Here is a 19,404-nt window from a genome sequence, read left to right on the forward strand (position 1 = left end):
TTTTTTGCCCGCGGACAAAAGGTTTAACATACTGGGGACTGATGACTTTTACTTTATGTCCCAGTTTTTCAAACTCGCGCTGCCAGTAAAATGCGCCCGTTGAGGCTTCTATACCAATCAGGCAGGCCGGTATATTGGCTACTGTCTGAAGCAGTATTTTTCGGTCAACGCGTTTCGTGTAAAGGGGTTTTCCAGCCTGGTTTAAACCACAGAGTTGGAAAACATTTTTAGCCAGATCGATACCCAGATAGACGATATTCATGTTTACTCTCCTGCTGAACGTATTTTGTTCAATTAAGCGCAAAGGGAGGAGGTAGTCCATCCCATTACCTGGCGTAAGAAGTATGGCGGTATGGAGGTGCCTGAGGTTAAGCGCCTGAAGTCGCTTGAGGAAGAGGACGCCAGACTCAAGAAGCTGCTTGCCGAAGCCATGCTGGATAAAGAGGCGCTTCAGGTGGCTCTTGGGCGAAAGTACTGACGACAGACCAGAAGCGGGAAGCCGTGATGTTGATATGTGATGCGACCGGTCTGTCGCAACGTCGTGCCTGCAGGCTCACAGGTTTATCTCTGTCGACCTGCCGCTATGAGGCTCAGCGCCCGGCTGCAGATGCGCATTTATCAGGGCGCATCACTGAGCTGGCACTGGAGCGCAGGCGTTTTGGCTACCGTCGCATCTGGCAGTTGCTGCGCCGTGAAGGGCTACATGTTAATCATAAGCGCGTGTACAGGCTTTATCACCTCAGTGGCCTGGGCGTAAAACGCAGAAGACGTCGTAAAGGACTGGCAACAGAACGTCTGCCGCTGCTCCGTCCGGCGGCACCCAATCTGACCTGGTCGATGGATTTCGTCATGGACGCATTGGCCACCGGTCGCAGGATCAAGTGCCTTACCTGCGTAGACGACTTCACGAAGGAATGCCTGACGGTCACTGTTGCCTTTGGGATTTCAGGCGTGCAGGTCACGCGTATTCTGGACAGCATTGCGCTGTTTCGCGGCTATCCGGCGACGATAAGAACGGATCAGGGCCCGGAATTTACCTGCCGCGCACTCGATCAATGGGCCTTTGAGCATGGCGTGGAGCTGCGACTTATCCAGCCCGGCAAGCCGACACAGAACGGATTTATTGAGAGTTTTAACGGACGCTTTCGCGATGAATGCCTGAATGAACACTGGTTCAGTGACGTCAGTCATGCCAGGAAAACCATCAGTGAATGGCGTCAGGATTATAATGAGTACCGCCCGCACTCCGCGCTGAATTATCAGGCGCCGTCTGAATTTGCGGCGGCCTGGAGAAAGGGTAATTCTGATAGTGAAGGATCCGACATTACTAAGTGAGCGTTGTATCTAATCCTGGGAGCAGGTCAAGGTGGTCGGCAATTATGACTTTTCTCTGGGCAAGAAAAAGCCCGTCAGGGGAAACGGGCTTTTTGAACGTTACGAGGGAAACTCGTGAGTTTTCTGTAGTTGACTACAGAAAATTAACTATAAAACCTGTTCATGACAAAAAGGGTTAGGAAAAATCCGTTTCTAACTTCAAAGGACTTTGCGAGGCTTGTGTTCGGTTGACGTCGAGATGATATACGCCGCGCTAATAACTGAAAGATGACTCAGACCCTGCGGCATGTTGCCGCAGCATTTTTTTTGCTTAACATTGTACATTTCACTCATGATGCCTGCGCTATTCTCACCCTCATGGGTCTGTAGTAAGGCATTCATACGGTTTTCTGCCTCTTCGGTTTCCCCAAAGACGGCGAGCGCGGCGGCCATCCAGAACGCGCAGGCAACAAAGGTATTTTCTTCCTTCTCAACCCCGGTATAGCGGTAAAGCATTTTTTCCCCGGTACCCAGTTCCCGATCAATGAGACGCAGAGTACTGAGCATTCGTTCAGGGGATACCTGTTTACCGTACTGATGCATCAGTGCAATGGAGGCATCCAATTCTTCAGAACCTGGCCAGAAGCAATAACTTTGCCTCTCTTCAGACCAGCAATATGTTTCTATCCAGTCACGGATCCTGTCGCGTTCGCGCTCCCAGCGGCCCTGCCAGGTCGGTTCAATATATTGTCCTTTCGCCAGATGCACGGCCTGATTGAGCGCGACCCAGCAGGCCATTTTAGACTGGGTATAATGTTGGGCGTCGGGCAGTTCCCATATGCCCGAATCTGGCTGACGCCAGGTGTCAGCACAATGATTGGCGAGCTGACCCAACAGGCGTGAAGTATTTAAATCCAGCACATGACCGGCATCGGTAAACAACACAGCTGTATCGAGAATATCGCCATAGTTGCTGAGCTGAAGCTGACGGGAGGCGTTATTGCCCACGCGAACCGGCTGCTCACCGCGATACCCGCTCACCGCGATGCTGCGTTCTTCAGGAACCGGCTGGCCGTTTAGCTGAAAGCAGGTATGCATTTCACAGCCGTTTTCGCGCAAAATGCCGGCCAACCATGAAAACGCCGCCTGGCAGTCTTCCAGCGCGCCGGTGTAAATGAAGGATTTGATGATCATGCAGGCGTCACGCACCCATGCATAACGGTAATCATAATTCTTACCGCTGCCGGTGCCTTCAGGGAGGCTGGTGGTCGCGGCCGCAGCGAGCGCGCCGGTGGGCGCAAACCAAAGAAATTTCAGGGCCAGCGCAGAACGCAACACATAGGATTTAAATTTACCGTTGTATCCGAGGCTATCTGCCCAGCTTCGCCAGGCTTTGTCACTGGTATCAACGCGTTCATCAATGCGGGCTAATGCGGGTACGGCCAACGGCTCATTCTCTGTCACCAGTACCGCAGCGAGCACCTGCTGACTCTGATGGACCGTGAACTGGCTATCCGCGCCGTCATCCCTTACGTTTCCTGGCTGGAGGTCATCTGACAGCCGCAACATCAGTTGCAGAGAACCTACGTGCCAGACCGTTCCGTGTGAAGTTTCCATTTTCCAGGGAGAGCGTGTCGCACCGGCGGTACCGATTTTCATCCGCAATGTCATCAGCACCGAACCGGATAGCCCTTCAATGCGGCGTGCCAATTCATTCCAGGGCAGACGCCCGGCCAGCGTGCTGTTAACTGACTCAGTGAGCCGGACCTTACCGGTTGCGGTTTCATACACCGTTTCGAGGACGTTACTGTTATGGCGATATTGACGAGTCATGCGATAGGGGTGCTGGGGGACCAGCTGGAAATATCCGCCTTTTTCCGCGTCAAGCAGGCGGTCAAACAGAGGCGGAGAATCGAGGGCAGGGACGCACCACCAGTCCGCAGAACCGTCTGGCGACAATAGGGCGACCGTCCGGCCTTCACCGATGGCGGCATAGTCGCCCACGTCACAAAATCCGTCCTTATCTCGGAACTCTCCGGGAAACTGTTGCACCATATGAGACTTTCCTTTCAGATTATTTTTAGCGAATGGACGTTTCCAACGTCATACTGCTGATTAAGGAATAAAGTTTAGTTATCTCTGCGATTTTATCTATGCGGATGATAATTAAGCTGCCTTTTTAGCCGGGATTATCGATATTTTTCCGTTCTTTTCTAAGATGGCGAACTTTATATCAGCCAGATTTTCCAGACCTTCCTGCTGACGAGCCACTTCCATAATTTCATCTTCCGAAAGTGAACATTTGCGCAGTCGCTGATCAAGAACCTTGCCATTTTCAATCAGGATTATTGGTGAGCCATTAAGCCACAAATTAAGTTTTGGGATTTTGTTTTCGAGAAGACCTAAGCTCTTATCAATAAAAATCAGGGTACCGATGGTGATCATGGCGCCGGTAAGCGAGAAATCCTCTCCCAGCAATGCCTGCTGGGTAGCTTCACTGATAATCAGGACCAGAATAAAATCAAAAATCGTCATTTCCAGCAGCGTTTTCCTTCCCGATATTTTGAAAATAATAAAGAGAAACACGTACATAATGGCGGCTCTGAGAACGTTTTCCATTTTCGCTCCTTTAGGGAAAAACCGTCTGTTTAAAAACAAAAGGGGCATCATTATTAGCTGAGACGGACAGAGCGTAAATGCCGTATTGTCGAGGTTTAAGGGTCAGTTGCACTCCCCCTTTATCGGCTAAGGCTGGATTATTAGGATATATAATTAACGTGTCCGGACTGCGATGTATGACAGCACTTTCCGGGCTGACATTAATGATGTCGTACTGATTTACAAACTTACCTTTCAGGATAATGCGATCGGTTTTTTCATTCTTATAAGGGTAAGCAATAATGAGCGGTGATTCGGTATCGCTTCGCAAAAACTTTTCATAGGTGATTATCGTCGACATTTCATCATTCTGATAAGTGGAATCACTTAACCAGCCCTGTGAAAACCCGCCCAGTAAAGCATAAAGAAGGAATACTCCCAGGAGTAAAAAACCGAACCGTTCGAGTCGCCAGGCGATTTTTATCCATGACATGTTTTCCCTGACGGGGGTGTGTCTTTCTGCAAACTGGCTATGTTTTTCGTTATTCATTGACTGCGCCTCAGTTTTAATAAGGGGGTAACAGTGACCCCATGCACTAAGACGCTGAGCGTGACCACGGTTATTGCCATGTCAATCATCAGATCGGCCCCTTTTCCCTGCAGTCCATGTGAAAAGGCATAGGCAATATAATTCAGGCTTCCAATGCCTCGGATCCCCAGCCAGCCCATGCTTAGCCTCTGTTGACGGGATTTTCCGGACCGCCACGTAGCGAGATAAACCGCGGTGGGCCTGATCAGCACAAACAGGATAAGTGCAAGAAGGATCGCCTGAACGTTCCAGTGTTGGGCGAGAGTAACGCCCAGGATAATCACTAGCCCGGCGGCCAGCAGGCGCTCGACGGTATCGCCAAAAGATAAGGCATCCCCGATCACCAGACCGACCAGTTTGACCGGACTTTTGTTATCGATGGCGTGGCGGGTATGGGGATTAACCTGCATCTCTGCGGGCATCTCCTGCTTAGCGTTCTCATCACACGGATGACTTTTTTGCACATTCATTTCGGCGCTGCGCAGTCCGATCCCTGCGGCGAAGGCGGCCAGAAAACCAGAGGCATTCAACGACAGTGCCAGAGCAAAACTCAGGCAGACCAGGGCGAGTGCAATAAAATCGCTCGGCGCGACCTCCTGTTGCATATGACGCGAGCGTGTTGCTGCAAGTCCGATCCCTTTCCCCAATAAGTACCCTACGGCCAGCCCGGCACAGAGCGCCCATAAGAGGTCAACGCTAAACCATTTCCACAATATCACTGCAGACACAGCACCCTGTGCGTTATGCCACAACAAGGCCAGTAACAAAAACGGCAGGGCGGTACCATCGTTAAGACCGGCTTCGCAGGACAATGACAGCCTGAGCTGATTTTCATCCCGGGCATCGTTCATGGCGATAAGGCTCGCTAATACCGGATCCGTCGGTGCGATGATGGCCGCAAGCGCAAGCGCAAGGGACAGCGGCCAGGATAATCCCGTTAAAAAATGAGCCAGGACCATCAGTGCAGCCATCGTCAGCAACATGGCGGGCACCGCCAGGCGTAGGCCCATTTTCCAGATGTCTGAATGAAGAGGGTGGCGGATTTTCAGGCCTGCAATAAACAAGGACACGGCCATGGTGATATCGGTGATCCGGCTGATAACCACCGAGTGCCGGAGTATGTCCAGATGAAGAATGTTTAAAACCCAGGGGCCACAAAGAATACCCACAATAAGATAAATACCGAAAATGGGCACGGGGGCACGGCTGATCCAGCTATAGGATAAGGACATTAAAAGCAGGAGCCTGCCGGTGGCAGCTGTCCACGCCAGATAACCCATAATCCTCCTTATTCAACAAACAGGGTTAACAATTATTCTCACAGAATATCGCAGGGATGTTTGATCCCCAACGCGCCGGGTCATTTTTAATACCTACACATATAAGTAGTAGAGTAGAACCCGATCACAAAGTCTGCGACAAAGAAATAATGACATTTTTTGTTTCAGAAAAATCCTAACTCTGACATTGGAAGGTTTAATTTAAATTATACAGGGTATCCCGTTAATTTTTTGGAGAAATAAAATTGAATGCTTAACAATTAGAAACATAATATTGTACAGCAATAAACTTTTGTATAGATTTTAACAGCAGTCACTTTGATAATAATTAGGCGCTCGCTAAAATAATAAAACCCAATATGCTTTATTTGACGGAGAATACCGAAAATGGAAAAAATGATGCTTGCTAAGCAAAAAGAGCATTTATCTGAATTACGGGCCAAAAGTGCTGAGGAGCACGAAGCCCTGATCCGTGACCCAAAAGATTCTGAAACAGAAGCCAGCTTCGGCGGCAGACTGGCTGAAAAAATTACGGGTGCTATTGCCACCTGGAAATTCATTATGGTTCAGACGGGCATCATTGTGGGATGGACGGCATATAATATTCTGGTAAAGAAATCTGCTTTTGATCCTTTCCCCTTTATTCTTCTGAATTTGTTTTTGTCTTTTCAGTCAGCCTATACCGCGCCCGCTATCATGATGAATCAGAAGCGTCAGGCGAAGAATGATCAGAAATGAAATGGAATCCGACGTGAACGTGAAAGCAGATTTGGAACTCACGCGTCTGCAGGAAAAGATTAATGAAATCTCTAAAGAAGATCTCGCTGAACTGAAAAAGCAGGTGAATATGATGAACAGCTTACTCGAAAAACTTACTGCCCGTCAGGATATCAAAACGACGTGAGGCCACGCCGTACAAGGAGACGTAATGGATAAAATATTGTTGAAAGCAGCGGAAGACGTGCTCTGCGTCTTGAAAGCGAATAGCCTGAATCTCGCCACGGCAGAATCCTGTACCGCCGGATTGATCAGTATGACGTTATGCGCCGCGTCGGAAGGCGGCGCAAACTATTCAAGCGGCTTCGTCACCTATGACGATACGGCAAAATCCATCATGTTGGGCGTGAAGCCTGAAACCCTCTCTCAGTACACGGCGGTTAGCGCACAGGCGGTAAGAGAGATGGCGCAGGGCGCGAACAGAGTGGCTAAAACGCTGGTCGCGCTGTCGGTCAGTGGGTATGCCGGACCTGAAGGGGGCGAAGATGGCACAACAGCCGGTACCATCTGGTTCGGCTGGGCCTTTAGTACGGAGCGTGCGATAACTGAAGTTAAACACTTTGAGGGGGATTGCGAAGAAGTGATCCGCCAGGCTGCGCTGTATTCCCTTACACGGTTAACGTCTCTGCTTACCTGAGGTTATATGATAAAAACCCGCCATCCCCGCGGGTTTTTTATCAGATGACATAGAAATTAATGGCTGGCGTCCATATCCGATGTATCAACAAGTGACAGGAATTTCTTTGTCACCGAAGGCAGATTTTCTGACAGCCATTTCGCCATTTGTTCTTCCTGAACTTTTATCTTGCGGAACACCTGCGCGCCTTCCAGATCGCCCACTGCCTCCGCCGTCACGATAAGCGTGTCGTAGCAGGCAATTTCGAAATGCTCAAAGACATACCCGCTGATGCCGCCTTTGATGACTTCATCGCTGGCGAACACACCACCTAACGCCTGGGTCATCGCCGACATCTTGCCTGCGGTATCTTTAATCACAGAGTTCGATTTATCGAGTCTCTCAAGCACACCTTCCACAAGACGTTGCTGATCCTGCGTCTCGGCAATGTGCTGTGTGATGCGTTCTCTCAGACGCGGATAATGTTCCAGACGGTCAGCCATTTTAGTCAGCATGGTTTCCGCCTGCTTTTCCATGGCATGTGCATCCCGCACCCAGTCGACATAATTTTCATACGCTTTAGATTTGGCCATTTTGATACCCTCATCTCGTGTAAGTTGAAATTATCAGTCCATGTCATCAAGGATTAACGGGTTTTGCTGGCCGGAGCGGACTCAGCAATTGTCGTTAATTTCTGATCGGTATTCTTTTCTTCCTGCAAGGTCTCTTCCAGAAGTTTTGCAGCCTGGGTATAACCCAGTTTTTTCGCCAGCGCGGCCAGCGTGCCGTACGTCGCTATCTCGTAATGCTCGACTTTCTGCGCCGCACCGATCAACCCTGCATCGAGAACGTCACCTTTTTCGACGGAATCAATCAGCTCCTGTGCTTCTTCTACCAGACCTTCCATGGCATGACATTTCATACGCTTGATACGTATCTCATCAGAGGATTCCACGACCTGATCTAATCTTTCTATCTGGCCCTGGGTTTCTTCCAGATGGAGTTTGAATGCTTCAATAAGCTTCGGGTCGGTTGCTGCACGAGCCATTTTCGGCAAGGCCTTGGTAATTTGACGCTCAGCGCTGTAAACGTCAGATAAATCATGAATAAAAAGTTCTTTCAGCGTTGTAATAGACATTTCATTCTCCTTGAGGTCATGTTTAATACCTAACTTAGCTTAGCGTTATTTTATCAGTCGATATAATATTAGGATTTTTCTCAATATAATTTAATTCCCCCCCCTAACTTTTTGAATTTAAATATATAATAATTCACTTCGTGATTACAGTAATTAATAATCGAATTATCCGTTGACACATAAACTGACTGCACTAGACTGAATAACGAGCTTATCGCTCAATGCGGCTTTTCATGTGTTAAATAAACCCATGAGAAGTTGTCGTTTAGATCTTACAGAGAATAACCAAAGACATCCGATAGGAGGATATTATGGCCGAACATCGTGGCGGTTCTGGAAATTTCGCGGAAGATCATGAAAAAGCCTCTGAGGCTGGTAAAAAAGGCGGTCAGAATAGCGGGGGTAACTTCGCGAACGACCGTGAAAAAGCCAGTGAAGCAGGCAAAAAGGGTGGTAAACATAGCCATGACAACCGTTAACGGTTGAAGTGCAGCTTGTTATGGATAACACCCGGCCCGCGGCAAATGCTGCGGGCTAATTATTTTATTATTATCAAAATAGACATCCTCATTATTAGAGCGATATCAGCCTTTATCAGATTCATTCTGCAAGGGGATAAATCATGAGAGCACTGACCTACCACGGCCCGCACAATGTGAGTGTGGATAATATGCCAGACCCGATACTTCACGCCAGCGACGATATTATCTTGAAAGTCACGGCAACAGCAATATGCGGATCTGATCTGCATTTATATCGCGGGAAAATACCGGGAACGCATCACGGGGATATATTTGGACATGAATTCATGGGCGAAGTAGTCGACGCGGGGTCTGATGTTACCTCAGTCGCGAAAGGGGACCGTGTTGTTATTCCCTTTGTTATCGCCTGCGGCGACTGTTTTTTCTGCAAACTGAGCCAGTATGCCGCTTGTGAAACCACCAATAGCGGCAATGGTGCGGCGCTCAATCCGAAAAAGATCACGCCACCAGCTGCATTATTTGGTTACAGCGACCTTTACGGCGGGGTTCCCGGTGGGCAAGCCGAGTATGTGCGTGTCCCTAAAGCGAATACCGGACCTTTTAAAGTGCCCGATGGATTAGCCGATGATAAGGTGTTGTTCTTATCAGACATTCTTCCCACAGCCTGGCAGGCGGTTAAAAATGCTGAACTGATGCCGGGATCGAGCGTGGCGATTTTTGGTGCCGGGCCGGTGGGATTGTTAAGCGCAGCCTGCGCCCGGCTCGCAGGTGCTGAGCAGATATTCATGATTGACCATCACCCCTACCGGCAGGCATTTGCTCAGGAGCGGTATGGCGTTATTCCGATTAATTTTGATGAAAATGACGATGCAGCCGCCTGGATTATTGAACATACCCCCGGCCATCGTGGGGTGGATGCGGTAATCGATGCGGTCGGGTTTGAAGCGAAAGGCAGTATTACTGAAACTATACTGAGCAACCTTAAGATTGAAGGCAGCAGCGGCAAAGCATTACGCCAATGTATAGCCGCGGTCCGGAGGGGCGGAATAGTCAGCGTTCCGGGTGTTTACGCCGGCTTTATACATGGGTTTTTATTTGGGGATGCCTTTGATAAAGGATTAACGTTCAAAATGGGTCAAACGCATGTCCATGCCTATCTTCCTGACCTGCTCATGTTAATTGAAGCCGGGCAACTGAAGCCGGAAGAAATTGTTACCCATCATATGCCACTGGAAGATGCGGCTAAAGGGTATAAAATTTTTGAAAAAAGGGAAGAGGACTGTCGCAAGATCATATTAGTTCCGGGCATGCCTTCTCGTGAATCCTTCGTGCAGTAATCATTAAAGGTGCGAACTTCCGTTCCCACCTTTTTAATAACTCACACAGTTTTATTTCATGAGAAAATCTTTCAACCGTTCACACAGCTCATGCGGGGCTTCCTCTGCCATATGATGGCCACTTTTGATCGTGCCCGTTTGAACATTACTTGCCCAATTTTGCCAAATAGACGGAATGTCGCTGTATATCTGTCCCAAATCGTCTTTCTCGGACCACAGACAAAGCACCGGGCACTGTATTTTCCGACCACGTTGGCGATCCTCTTCTTCGTGCAAGCGGTCGATTGACAAACCTGCGCGATAATCTTCCAGCATGGTATGAACGGTGGCAGGGGAGTGGATAGCCCTTCGGAAATCCTGATACTCCTCTTCACCCATATAGGGCGTTTTTCCACCATACCAGGCATCCGGATCCGTAGAAATGGCTCGCTCAGGTTTCTCCGGCTGGGCAAAGAAAAACCAGTGATACCACTGTCGTGCGAATACCTCATTGCACCGCTCAAGCGCTTCGATTATTGGAATACAGTCCAGCACAACAAGACTTGTGATCTTCTCGGGATAATCCAGTGCTGTTCTGTAGGCTGTATAACTACCACGGTCATGGCCAACTATTGCAAAACGCTCAAATCCCAGCGAACCCATCAGTTCGATACAGTCCTTTGCTTTAGCGCGTTTTGATGAACCGGCGTGGTCAGGTAAATCAAGTGGTTTAGAAGACTCACCAAAACCCCGGAGATCAGGACACACAACTGTAAAAAAGGCAGCAAGTTTGGGTGCGACTTTTGACCATGTGGCATGCGTTCGCGGATGACCATGCAGGAGCAGAAGAGGGGGGCCAGAGCCCCCATATCTTACATTAAGAACGGCATCAGATAATGCGATTTTGCAATGTGTGAACCCTTCGAACATGGCCTACACCTTTTGTTATCTTGTTTGTCTAAAAGGTTACTGAGAAGGGTCATACGGTCCCTGTCCCGCCATCGGAGCACCAAACCTGACCGGAAGAGTAGCTGCTCTCCGGAGAGGCGAATGCAACGTAAAGCGCGGCAATTTCTGCAGGTTGACCAGGGCGCCCGAGGGGAGCCTGTTCACCAAACTTCTCGATTTTTTCCTGTGGCTGCCCCCCCGATATTTGCAACGCCGTCCAGTAAGGACCCGGTGCTACCGCGTTCACCCGAATACCTTCCGGGCCAAGCTGTTTGGCCAGAGATTTAGTGAAGGCGACTATTGAGGCTTTTGTCTGGGAATAATCAAGCAGGTTATCACTGGGAAGGAAAGCCTGAACTGAGGACGTATTGATGATAGAGCTGCCACGCGGCAGGTAATTTAAGGCTGCTTTGGAGATCCAGAACAAGGCATAAACATTGGTTTTAAAAGTCGCATCGAAGGCTTCTGTCGTTAAATCTTTGATCGAGTCACAGAACTGCTGTCGGCCAGCATTATTAACAAGGAGGTCTAACCCACCCAGTTTCTCGGCTGCCTCTTCTACAAGGGTTTTGCAAAATATCTCTGTACGGATATCACCCGGAAGAGCGATTATCTTATGACCTTCGTCGCTCAATAATTTCACGACCTCTTGCGCATCGGACTCTTCCTGCGGGAGATAATTAATCGCCACGTCGGCGCCTTCGCGTGCAAACGCAATGGCGACAGCTCTGCCGATACCTGAATCTCCGCCAGTGATCAGGGCTTTCCGTCCCTTAAGCCTTGAACTTCCCTTGTATGTCGTTTCGCCATGGTCAGGGACAGGGATCATCTTGTTTGCGAGGCCAGGAAAAGGTTGTTTTTGCTTTTCAAAAGGGGGGGTTGGGAAAGAATCCACATGAGGTTGATTTAAAGAGGGTGAGATCTTTTTTTCGCTGTTCATAAAGACTCCTTTGCAGAAATTAAGGGTATTAAGAATAGAACATCCTTCTCAACTCTAAGCGCGTTGCGGAAAGTTCCTAATATCAGGAATATGAGCACTCGTATGTATCTTATTAATTCAAAGTACCATCCACATCAGCATTCCACATATGCCCCAGCAGATCCATGCGCAGGACTTTCCGTATCATTCAATTGGCATTGTGCCCAAGTAGGGCACAAATATTCCCCAGTGAGTGACCCGATCACCGTTGTGTTAAGCCCAAACTTTAAAAATAAGCCCGGCAGGCAGCTTCTGTGATGATGCCCGTCCTCTCGAAGGGAACAAACCAGAGCCAGCGATTGCCGGCTCCGGTCCGTGGAGTTACGTTTTCGGTTTAGTGGCGTCAGGTTTCGTATTTTCAATCGGACCCGCACTGCCCAGTTCTGCACCAGTGACCGGATTCACTTCGGTATCGGATTGCGTCCGGGATTTCATTGCATCCAGACTGGCTTGTTGTTTTTCATCCAATATCACTGAGGCTTCACCGGTGCCGCCATCCACTGCCGGTTGAGGTTTATCAACGTACTCGAACGTTTTCTCCGAATTCCAGCTTCCCCGCACCGTCCCGCCCTCAGACATGTTGTAATAAACCTGTGAAAACTCAGGCACTGGCGGGAGTTTTCCTGGCGGGGAATTATCCTGAATAGCGTAGAGCGCCTTTTCAAATGACAGCTGGTGGGCGACCTCCCGGGTCATCAGAAAGCTTAGAGCATCTTTTATACCCGGATCGTCGGTCACGTTGATTAAACGCTCATAGACGATTTTTGCCCGAGCTTCGGCAGCAATGTTTGAACGCAGATCGGCGGTCGGCTCACCGATGGTGTCAATATAAGCAGCACTCCAGGGAACGCCTGCTGAGTTGACCAGTGCCGGACCACCGCCGTAAAGCAACGACGTAATATGGCTGTCATTCCCACCGCCGGTGAGCGAGCGATAAAGATCTGCCTCTTTTTCCGTTCCTTCCGCCAGCTCGCCCTTAGCGCCTTTGTTTAGCATGCCCACAATAGTGCCGATGATTTCTAAATGGCTGAGTTCCTCGGTGGCAATATCCAGTAAGAGGTCCTTCCTGCCCGCATCGTCTTCCCCTAGCCCCTGCGTGAAATAGCGGCACGCGGCGGCAAGCTCGCCCTGCGGCCCGCCAAATTGCTCAAGTAACAGATTAGCAAGACCAGGGTTAGGCCCGGCAACACGAACCGTATATTGCAGCTGCTTGATATGTTTAAACATGAAGTTTCCTCATTCAAATCGATGAAATATGGGTTAGACAAATTAAGCCTAGGAAAGAAAACGGCAATTAACCATAGCTTGATAAAGGATAGACGTAAAATAAAGTATATTTAGGAGTATTCTGCCTAAGCCACAGAAATGGCTCAGTGGATAGTAATTATAATATCTCCTCGTACCCCTTGAAATTTATAAAGAATAGAATGGCTGGTGAAATCAACTTAGATGGAGGAAAGTTAACTGTTTAAGATAAGTAAAGAGAGTGCTTAACCCCTCCCTCCCTTTATTTATTTTAAAGCAGAAGTAACATTTATATTATCTATAGGACAGTGACGGCAATGGACAAATTTTTGGACAGGAGTTACTCCAAGTCGAAGGGATGGGTGCCGACCGAACGACCTATTTACTTACCTGCTGACATATCTGTTTGCATGGCCATCTGCTGGGCCGATTTTAAATGCTTTTCAACGACAGGCGTATGGGCGTCAGCAAGAGCCTTCACATCCGGATCATTGATCTTCTTGGCGTCACTTTGTAGTAACGCCAACACCATCTTGTGATCCTTTGTGCCGGCGTTTTCCATATACAACTTGTCAAATTCGCCTCCACTCTGCTTTTCCAGCTTGGCAGCCATGGCCATGTGCATGGCGTCCGGCTGAGTAGGCAGTGCTACACCCTTTTGCCTCGCGGTGATCTGTACTTTCATCAAGGCATTACCATGGTCTTCGGCCATCTGCTGAGCGAATGCTTGGACTTCGCTGCTTTGGGCCTTACTCTGCGCAATTTTGGCTGCGGCGACTTCATTGATATCTGCTTGCGCCATATCCTTTAACGCCTTTTCGTCACCGGAGCTGATCTTAACGCTCGATGCATTCTGGGCAGCGGCCGCCGGGGTTTGGGCGTGTACGCCGACAGTGCTGAACATAGCAGCCACTGCCGATACCGCTAGCAGCTTTTTCAAGGTTTTACACTTTTGCATGTTGTTCTCCAACTGGTCATGGGTAAAGTTGGTGTGGGGTAATTACCGTGCATAGTTTCGTGGGTAAATTACCACTTCGAATGATAAGTATAGTGAACCATCGATATATTGCAGCTTTTCAGAACTACTGAAAATAGCAGCTAGGAAGGAACCTGCCAATAAAATACATTTTCTTTGAATACTAGAAGGTAAATCCTATAATTCAAACTTGAGCTTCAGCTTTGTAGTGGGCAAGCATAAATGGACTCGGTTTCCAGAATAATCTTTCTGACTCATTCGGCATCAGACCCTCATTATATTGATGTTGTATGAGCTGGCAGTCACCGTGCCCTGAGTTTCTCAACTAATATTGATTTAGTCCTGACTTTGACACTTCTGAATATGTAGCTATAAATATATAATCACTTAAAAAGGAGACACAAATGAAAAGAGTAATTCTGGCGTCCATCTTAATGTTATCTGGCTTACCTGCATTTTCTGCCCCCGGAGGTGGATTTGAGGCTTCAGAAACACCTCCGCCACCTCACAAACAGGATAGTGGGATAAAAGGTTCTGAAGATGCAAAAGAGTCTACAGTGAAGATGGCGATTAATAATGACAGAAATTCGTGGGTAACACTTGAAGGGAATATCATTAAAAAGACCGCAGAACATCATTATATTTTCCGCGACAAAACCGGCGTCATCGCTATCTCCCTGAAAGATGATAAGTGGAATGGGCAGAAGGTGACACCTAAAGACCTCGTGAGCATCAGTGGTCGCCTTACAAAGGAAAAAGGGAACACAGTCATTCAGGTAGAACAAATCCGAATTCAGTAATCCTTCTCCCTGTCACACTCATATTTAAACTTAATTGTGATATTTGAAATAGAGAACATCTCATTTTAGTTACTACAAACCAGATACAGATAATGCTATTTATGTTAAATAGTGCGGGGTGAAACGAGAATACTATTTTTTCAGGTTGACTGTTTTAGGACTTCAGCGATATTCCACACATCCAGGTTCCCCTGTGCGGCTGAGACAGTCAACTCTTCATGACTTGGAGAAAACCGGACAAGAATGCCATTACGGCGCAGGAATAAAGCAGATGAGGCAAATGCGGTTCTCTTATTTGCATCATTGAAACAATGCCCCCGCGCTATAGCAAGAAGATATGCAGCAGCTAGAACGTATATATCATCCTCGCCTTCATACATGTGGCGGTTCAGAATTCGTGTTGCCATACTTTCTATCCGACCTGGGTCAGCATAGCCGGAAAGGCCTCCGTAAGCAGAAATCATTCGGTCATGAATGCCAATGATGTCTTTGCTTGAAAGAAAATAAATCATCGGTTTTTAAGAGCCTCAAGCGTCTTGCCATGTTCACTAAACAACCAATCGAAATCCGATTCAGCCTGAATTTTCAGCATTTTTTCATATTGCTCAGCATCAATAACAACAACGGGCTTTGCCGATCGGCGTGTGATAATTATAGGCTCACCGCTAGAAACGCTATCAAGAACTGAAGCCAGTTCATTACGGGCAGTCGTAAAATTTATAGCTTGCATAGTCATATGCCTCATTGAAGTGTACAACCCAGATGTACTGCATAATGTACACTCCATCAGTCTTTTTTTCAACACTTCCACTGGGGCTATTGGATAACACGCTAGATCTAATATTGGTTGGCATAATGACCAATTCACAACTACCCTGAATAATTTGTACCTGGATTATATAAATCCAGAATAAATAACTGACAACTAAAGGACCCCTATGAGCGAAGTGAAAATTGTTGCAACACTGACCCCTTTACCTGGATTTATCGAAACTATAAGAGATGCCGCACTGGCAATGGTTTCTCCAACTCATCTTGAAGAAGGATGCCTGCAATATGATCTGCATGAAAGCCATGCTGTACCCGATGTGCGTAACCTCGAAAATACAGGTAAAGTGTCATTCGTCTTTATTGAACGCTGGAAGACTGAAGAAGATCTGAAAAAACACGTAGCAATGTCCTACCACGATGATTTTCTCGATATCTTGAGCGGTAAATTGGAAACCATTAACGTTCAGCGTCTGACTAAGCTATAATAATCATGCATCGCGGGAGGGAATCGAAATAACCCTTTCGCAAATCTCATTTATTCAGAATGCATCATTCAGTGTTTAAACCCTGCAGTTAATTCACCAAGTCTTTTGTTCCTTTGGTGTATATCCAATATTTCTTTCACCAACCTCTAATTCTCATCCCCTGTACAAGAACCCAACGCAGTCTTCAACAGAACTGCGTAACTTCATATAATGGGACTTATATAAAGTTAGCTATTCGCTACAGTAGCTGATAATCTATCCAGTAGTTATAATGACCTTGCAGGTTTTGCTACGTGAAATCTGCAAGGGAAATCCCCTGCATCTTTCTCAGAATCCACGTAGCGTTGTTAGTGACCGGGAGTTCGCTTTTTAAGCTATATATGGGTAAATTGTCACCAACCAACCAGACACTACCTGCTGTCCAGGCTGAAGAGGATGTTCTGGCGAGGCTTAAGGAATTTGTTCAAGACAAAGAGGCGTTTTCACCTAATACCTGGCGACAGCTGATGAGTGTTATGCGGATCTGCCACAGATGGTCGATTGAAAATAGCCGCTCGTTTTTGCCCATGCTTCCGGCCGACCTTCGCGATTATCTGAACTGGCTACAAGAGAGCGGTCGCGCTTCTTCAACGATTGCGACGCATGGATCATTGATTTCAATGTTACACCGTAACTCTGGCCTAATCCCCCCTAATACTTCACCGCTGGTTTTCCGCGCAGTGAAGAAAATAAATCGTGTTGCAGTTGTCACGGGTGAACGTACTGGCCAGGCCGTACCCTTTCGTCTTGAAGATCTGCTTGAGCTTGATGCGCTCTGGTCTGACTCGATATCGCTTCGCCATAAACGTGATTTGGCATTTCTGCATGTCGCTTACAGCACGCTGCTGCGTATCAGTGAATTAGCCCGTCTCCGTGTTCGTGATATCTCCCGGGCAACAGATGGCAGGATCATCCTTAATGTGAGTTACACCAAAACTATTGTTCAAACTGGCGGCCTGATCAAGTCCCTAAGTTCGCAGTCCTCCCGCCGGCTAACTGAGTGGATGTCGGTGTCTGGTATCAATGCTGAACCTGACGCCTTCCTCTTTTGTCCGGTGCACCGCTCTGGGAGTGCAACTCTTTCAGTCACCCGTCTGCTGAGCACGCCTGCGATTGAATCAATTTTCGCACAGGCCTGGCTTACGATTGGAGCAGGTGAACCTATCATTCCAAACAAAGGGCGCTATACGGCCTGGACTGGTCACAGTGCCCGCGTAGGCGCTGCACAGGATATGGCGGGACGTGGCTATGCTGTCGCTCAGATCATGCAGGAAGGGACATGGAAAAAACCTGAAACATTAATGCGTTATATCCGTAATCTTCAGGCGCATGAAGGTGCGATGACCGATATCATGGAAAAAAGCACTCTAGATCATAATAATACAAAATAACAAAAATCACACTTCATCATTATGAAGTATTACTTCATATTTAATGTTTTTCGATTTCATCACATGCTGTGCTTCATGGTCTTTGGAAACGCTAAAGGCGTAGCATTAATGTCATCGGATTAATTGGCGATGATGTAAAACCGTAGTGTTCATAAAATTGTTTAGCCGGTTCATGAAGTGCATGTACGAGCAATGCTCTGACCCCTGTGTTTTCAACAATTGAGCGAACTCGAAGAACGGCATCCTGTAGCAATGATGAACCTAACTTTACTCCTTGAGTGCGAAGGTCGACCGCCAGTCTTCCCAATACTATGACCGGAATAGGATCAGGCATATTACGCCGAACAGATCCTGCCGCTTCCCTGTGCGACACAGCACCGGCTGCGAGTGCATAATAACCAACAACACTTTTATCGTGAGCCGTGACAACAAAAGTACGACTTGCACCGTTTAAGTGGTTTGTCAGAGCGCGCCTTTTTAACCATTCATCTAACGTTGTTTTCCCACAACCGAAAGCGTCAAGGATATGTGCAGTTGTAAGTGGCTCAGGAGCAGACAATTGTAAACTCATGCCCAAGGCGCTTTAACTGCCATCAGACGTTCCAGACCTTGATTTGCATTTTGAGGTGCGTCAAGCATCGCTGTGAATTCATGAAATTTCTCAGTATCTAACTGGAAAAAAACTTGGTCGAGCAGAATAGCTTGTGCGCGCTCACACGCTACTTCCAACATAAAATCAGATCGGTTTTTACCTAATAGGCTGGCGGCTTGATCTATGAGATCACGTTGTTCCGGCAAAGCACGCAAATTAATCGCAGCGTCACGCATTTTTTATATCTCCTGTATTGACAATGGATATACATTATAAGATTGTATATCTATTGTCAATACACTATGCCTTTGGGCAACTCTCGATAGATGTGTAAACACACCTGTTTTAGTTCCACGCACTTTTTTCGGTGCATCAGGATTTGGAATAATGGTTCTGGGCCTGACGGCGACGCCCATCGCAATGAAGCATTACGGTTTCGATTTGTCACAAATCGCCGCCGAGATCCAACTCTATATACTGAGCCGGTTTGTAACGTCATTTTGCACAGGAAAACTGATCGACCGGTTCGGTGTCATTAAAATTAAGCTGACGGGTCTGCTTCTTATGCTTGCCTATATTGCTCTGGCTGTTTCGGATGTCTTGTGTGGGATATTTGCCATTACATTAGTCCTGATGGGACTAGATTGGAATTTTCTCTACACCGTCGGAACCAGCCTGCTGGCAACGACTTACACCACGGGCTATGCTGGGGGGCATTATATGTTTTAGTTACCGGAAGATATTTTTACGGGCGAGTTAGGAACATTAAATTTCAAGATAAATAATGGATTAAACTCTTAGCGTGTTTTTTTTACATCATTGGCCTGACCTGCCCCCAGGATTAGATACAACCGTCAGTTAGTAATGTCGGTTTGTTTACCTTCACATTTTCCATTTCGCCACCGTGCTGCAAACTCTGATGGCGTCAGATAATTCAGTGCCGAATGTGGACGACACTCGTTATAATCCTGCCTCCAGTCGTTAATGGTTTTCCTGGCGTGAACGATATCGCTGAACCAGTGTTCGTTCAGACACTCATCGCGAAAGCGTCCGTTAAAACTCTCAATA

The 19,404-nt window shown here is 47.6% G+C and carries 24 protein-coding genes and 2 pseudogenes; 10 read left to right on the plus strand and 16 right to left on the minus strand.

All coding sequences use genetic code 11. The annotated features are described in order from the left end of the window. Window positions 1-262: pseudogene (locus tag UC14_RS20395) on the minus strand (IS110 family transposase); the annotation flags it as partial. Window positions 263-328: 66 nt separating this feature from the next. Here UC14_RS20395 and UC14_RS20400 point away from each other — a divergent pair. After that, window positions 329-1,335: pseudogene (locus tag UC14_RS20400) on the plus strand (IS3 family transposase); the annotation flags it as partial. 198 nt (window positions 1,336-1,533) lie between these two features. Here UC14_RS20400 and UC14_RS20405 read toward each other — a convergent pair. The 4 genes from UC14_RS20405 to UC14_RS20420 form a co-directional block, all read right to left on the minus strand. After that, window positions 1,534-3,369 (minus strand): glycoside hydrolase family 15 protein, encoded by a 1,836-nt coding sequence (locus UC14_RS20405; protein WP_112198318.1) that lies wholly within the window; start codon window positions 3,367-3,369, stop codon window positions 1,534-1,536. Between the two features lie 111 nt (window positions 3,370-3,480). Next, complete coding sequence (locus UC14_RS20410) at window positions 3,481-3,933, minus strand: DUF421 domain-containing protein (protein ID WP_112198319.1); 453 nt, start codon at window positions 3,931-3,933, stop codon at window positions 3,481-3,483. 10 nt (window positions 3,934-3,943) lie between these two features. Next, on the minus strand, window positions 3,944-4,462 hold the full coding sequence (locus UC14_RS20415) for a hypothetical protein (protein ID WP_112198320.1): 519 nt from the start codon (window positions 4,460-4,462) through the stop codon (window positions 3,944-3,946). Continuing rightward, on the minus strand, window positions 4,459-5,781 hold the full coding sequence (locus UC14_RS20420; RefSeq protein ID WP_112198321.1) for a sodium:proton antiporter: 1,323 nt from the start codon (window positions 5,779-5,781) through the stop codon (window positions 4,459-4,461). Before UC14_RS20420 ends, UC14_RS20415 begins: the two co-directional genes overlap by 4 nt. A gap of 387 nt (window positions 5,782-6,168) precedes the next feature. On the opposite strand from UC14_RS20420, the gene UC14_RS27160 reads away from it, so the two are divergent. Genes UC14_RS27160 through UC14_RS20430 form a run of 3 tightly spaced genes read left to right on the plus strand, consistent with a single transcriptional unit; the run spans window position 6,169 to window position 7,195 of the window. Then, window positions 6,169-6,519: a DUF1003 domain-containing protein gene (locus tag UC14_RS27160; RefSeq protein WP_112198322.1), complete on the plus strand. Its 351-nt coding sequence runs from the start codon at window positions 6,169-6,171 to the stop codon at window positions 6,517-6,519. Beyond that, the gene (locus UC14_RS26765) at window positions 6,506-6,685 is read left to right on the plus strand and encodes a hypothetical protein (protein WP_157962140.1); all 180 of its coding nucleotides are present in this window, start codon (window positions 6,506-6,508) and stop codon (window positions 6,683-6,685) included. Before UC14_RS27160 ends, UC14_RS26765 begins: the two co-directional genes overlap by 14 nt. Window positions 6,686-6,709: 24 nt before the next feature. Beyond that, window positions 6,710-7,195: a CinA family protein gene (locus UC14_RS20430; protein ID WP_112198323.1), complete on the plus strand. Its 486-nt coding sequence runs from the start codon at window positions 6,710-6,712 to the stop codon at window positions 7,193-7,195. Window positions 7,196-7,251: 56 nt separating this feature from the next. On the opposite strand, the gene UC14_RS20435 is transcribed toward UC14_RS20430, so the two are convergent. Together UC14_RS20435 and UC14_RS20440 are read right to left on the minus strand one after the other, a co-directional pair. After that, on the minus strand, window positions 7,252-7,767 hold the full coding sequence (locus tag UC14_RS20435) for a ferritin-like domain-containing protein (RefSeq protein ID WP_112198324.1): 516 nt from the start codon (window positions 7,765-7,767) through the stop codon (window positions 7,252-7,254). A 53-nt stretch (window positions 7,768-7,820) separates the two neighbouring features. Next, complete coding sequence (locus UC14_RS20440; RefSeq protein ID WP_112198325.1) at window positions 7,821-8,312, minus strand: ferritin-like domain-containing protein; 492 nt, start codon at window positions 8,310-8,312, stop codon at window positions 7,821-7,823. A gap of 311 nt (window positions 8,313-8,623) precedes the next feature. On the opposite strand from UC14_RS20440, the gene UC14_RS20445 reads away from it, so the two are divergent. Both UC14_RS20445 and UC14_RS20450 read left to right on the plus strand, forming a co-directional pair. Beyond that, window positions 8,624-8,791 carry a general stress protein gene (locus UC14_RS20445; protein WP_112198326.1) on the plus strand — a complete coding sequence of 56 codons (168 nt, stop codon included), beginning with the start codon at window positions 8,624-8,626 and terminating at the stop codon, window positions 8,789-8,791. Window positions 8,792-8,934: 143 nt separating this feature from the next. Next, a complete protein-coding gene (locus UC14_RS20450) occupies window positions 8,935-10,131 on the plus strand; it encodes a zinc-dependent alcohol dehydrogenase (protein WP_112198327.1) in 1,197 nt (398 codons plus the stop codon). Window positions 10,132-10,182: 51 nt separating this feature from the next. Here UC14_RS20450 and UC14_RS20455 read toward each other — a convergent pair whose 3' ends face one another. From UC14_RS20455 to UC14_RS20470, 4 genes are all read right to left on the minus strand, one after another. Further along, window positions 10,183-11,040, minus strand: a complete 858-nt coding sequence (locus UC14_RS20455) for an alpha/beta fold hydrolase (protein ID WP_112198328.1) — start codon at window positions 11,038-11,040, stop codon at window positions 10,183-10,185. A gap of 49 nt (window positions 11,041-11,089) precedes the next feature. Next, window positions 11,090-11,998, minus strand: coding sequence for an SDR family oxidoreductase (locus tag UC14_RS20460; protein WP_112198329.1), 909 nt, complete (start codon window positions 11,996-11,998; stop codon window positions 11,090-11,092). A 360-nt stretch (window positions 11,999-12,358) separates the two neighbouring features. After that, window positions 12,359-13,264: a manganese catalase family protein gene (locus UC14_RS20465; protein WP_112198330.1), complete on the minus strand. Its 906-nt coding sequence runs from the start codon at window positions 13,262-13,264 to the stop codon at window positions 12,359-12,361. Between the two features lie 400 nt (window positions 13,265-13,664). Further along, window positions 13,665-14,240, minus strand: coding sequence for a DUF4142 domain-containing protein (locus UC14_RS20470; protein WP_112198331.1), 576 nt, complete (start codon window positions 14,238-14,240; stop codon window positions 13,665-13,667). Window positions 14,241-14,662: 422 nt separating this feature from the next. On the opposite strand from UC14_RS20470, the gene UC14_RS20475 reads away from it, so the two are divergent. Continuing rightward, window positions 14,663-15,058, plus strand: coding sequence for a YgiW/YdeI family stress tolerance OB fold protein (locus UC14_RS20475; RefSeq protein WP_112198332.1), 396 nt, complete (start codon window positions 14,663-14,665; stop codon window positions 15,056-15,058). Between the two features lie 140 nt (window positions 15,059-15,198). Here UC14_RS20475 and UC14_RS20480 read toward each other — a convergent pair whose 3' ends face one another. Then, a complete protein-coding gene (locus tag UC14_RS20480; protein WP_037035658.1) occupies window positions 15,199-15,570 on the minus strand; it encodes a type II toxin-antitoxin system death-on-curing family toxin in 372 nt (123 codons plus the stop codon). Next, a complete protein-coding gene (locus UC14_RS20485) occupies window positions 15,567-15,788 on the minus strand; it encodes a type II toxin-antitoxin system Phd/YefM family antitoxin (protein WP_037035656.1) in 222 nt (73 codons plus the stop codon). Before UC14_RS20485 ends, UC14_RS20480 begins: the two co-directional genes overlap by 4 nt. Before the next feature lie 208 nt (window positions 15,789-15,996). Here UC14_RS20485 and UC14_RS20490 point away from each other — a divergent pair, with 208 nt between their 5' ends. Then, window positions 15,997-16,314 carry a putative quinol monooxygenase gene (locus UC14_RS20490; RefSeq protein ID WP_112198333.1) on the plus strand — a complete coding sequence of 106 codons (318 nt, stop codon included), beginning with the start codon at window positions 15,997-15,999 and terminating at the stop codon, window positions 16,312-16,314. A gap of 380 nt (window positions 16,315-16,694) precedes the next feature. After that, the gene (locus tag UC14_RS20495; RefSeq protein WP_112198334.1) at window positions 16,695-17,744 is read left to right on the plus strand and encodes a tyrosine-type recombinase/integrase; all 1,050 of its coding nucleotides are present in this window, start codon (window positions 16,695-16,697) and stop codon (window positions 17,742-17,744) included. 91 nt (window positions 17,745-17,835) lie between these two features. Here UC14_RS20495 and UC14_RS20500 read toward each other — a convergent pair whose 3' ends face one another. Next, entirely contained in the window at window positions 17,836-18,315 is a 480-nt protein-coding gene (locus UC14_RS20500) for a GNAT family N-acetyltransferase (RefSeq protein WP_112198335.1), read from the minus strand. Then, window positions 18,312-18,572, minus strand: a complete 261-nt coding sequence (locus UC14_RS20505) for a DUF1778 domain-containing protein (RefSeq protein ID WP_112198336.1) — start codon at window positions 18,570-18,572, stop codon at window positions 18,312-18,314. The genes UC14_RS20500 and UC14_RS20505 overlap by 4 nt, the downstream gene beginning before the upstream one ends. Before the next feature lie 151 nt (window positions 18,573-18,723). Between UC14_RS20505 and UC14_RS20510 the strand changes: the two genes are divergently transcribed. Beyond that, entirely contained in the window at window positions 18,724-19,065 is a 342-nt protein-coding gene (locus UC14_RS20510) for an MFS transporter (protein ID WP_112198337.1), read from the plus strand. Window positions 19,066-19,190: 125 nt separating this feature from the next. On the opposite strand, the gene UC14_RS20515 is transcribed toward UC14_RS20510, so the two are convergent. Continuing rightward, window positions 19,191-19,404 (minus strand): integrase core domain-containing protein (locus tag UC14_RS20515; protein WP_157962141.1); only part of this gene is annotated, 214 nt, incomplete at its 5' end.

This window comes from Rahnella sp. NRRL B-41462 (assembly GCF_003263525.1).
GTDB classification, from domain to species: domain Bacteria; phylum Pseudomonadota; class Gammaproteobacteria; order Enterobacterales; family Enterobacteriaceae; genus Rahnella; species Rahnella aceris.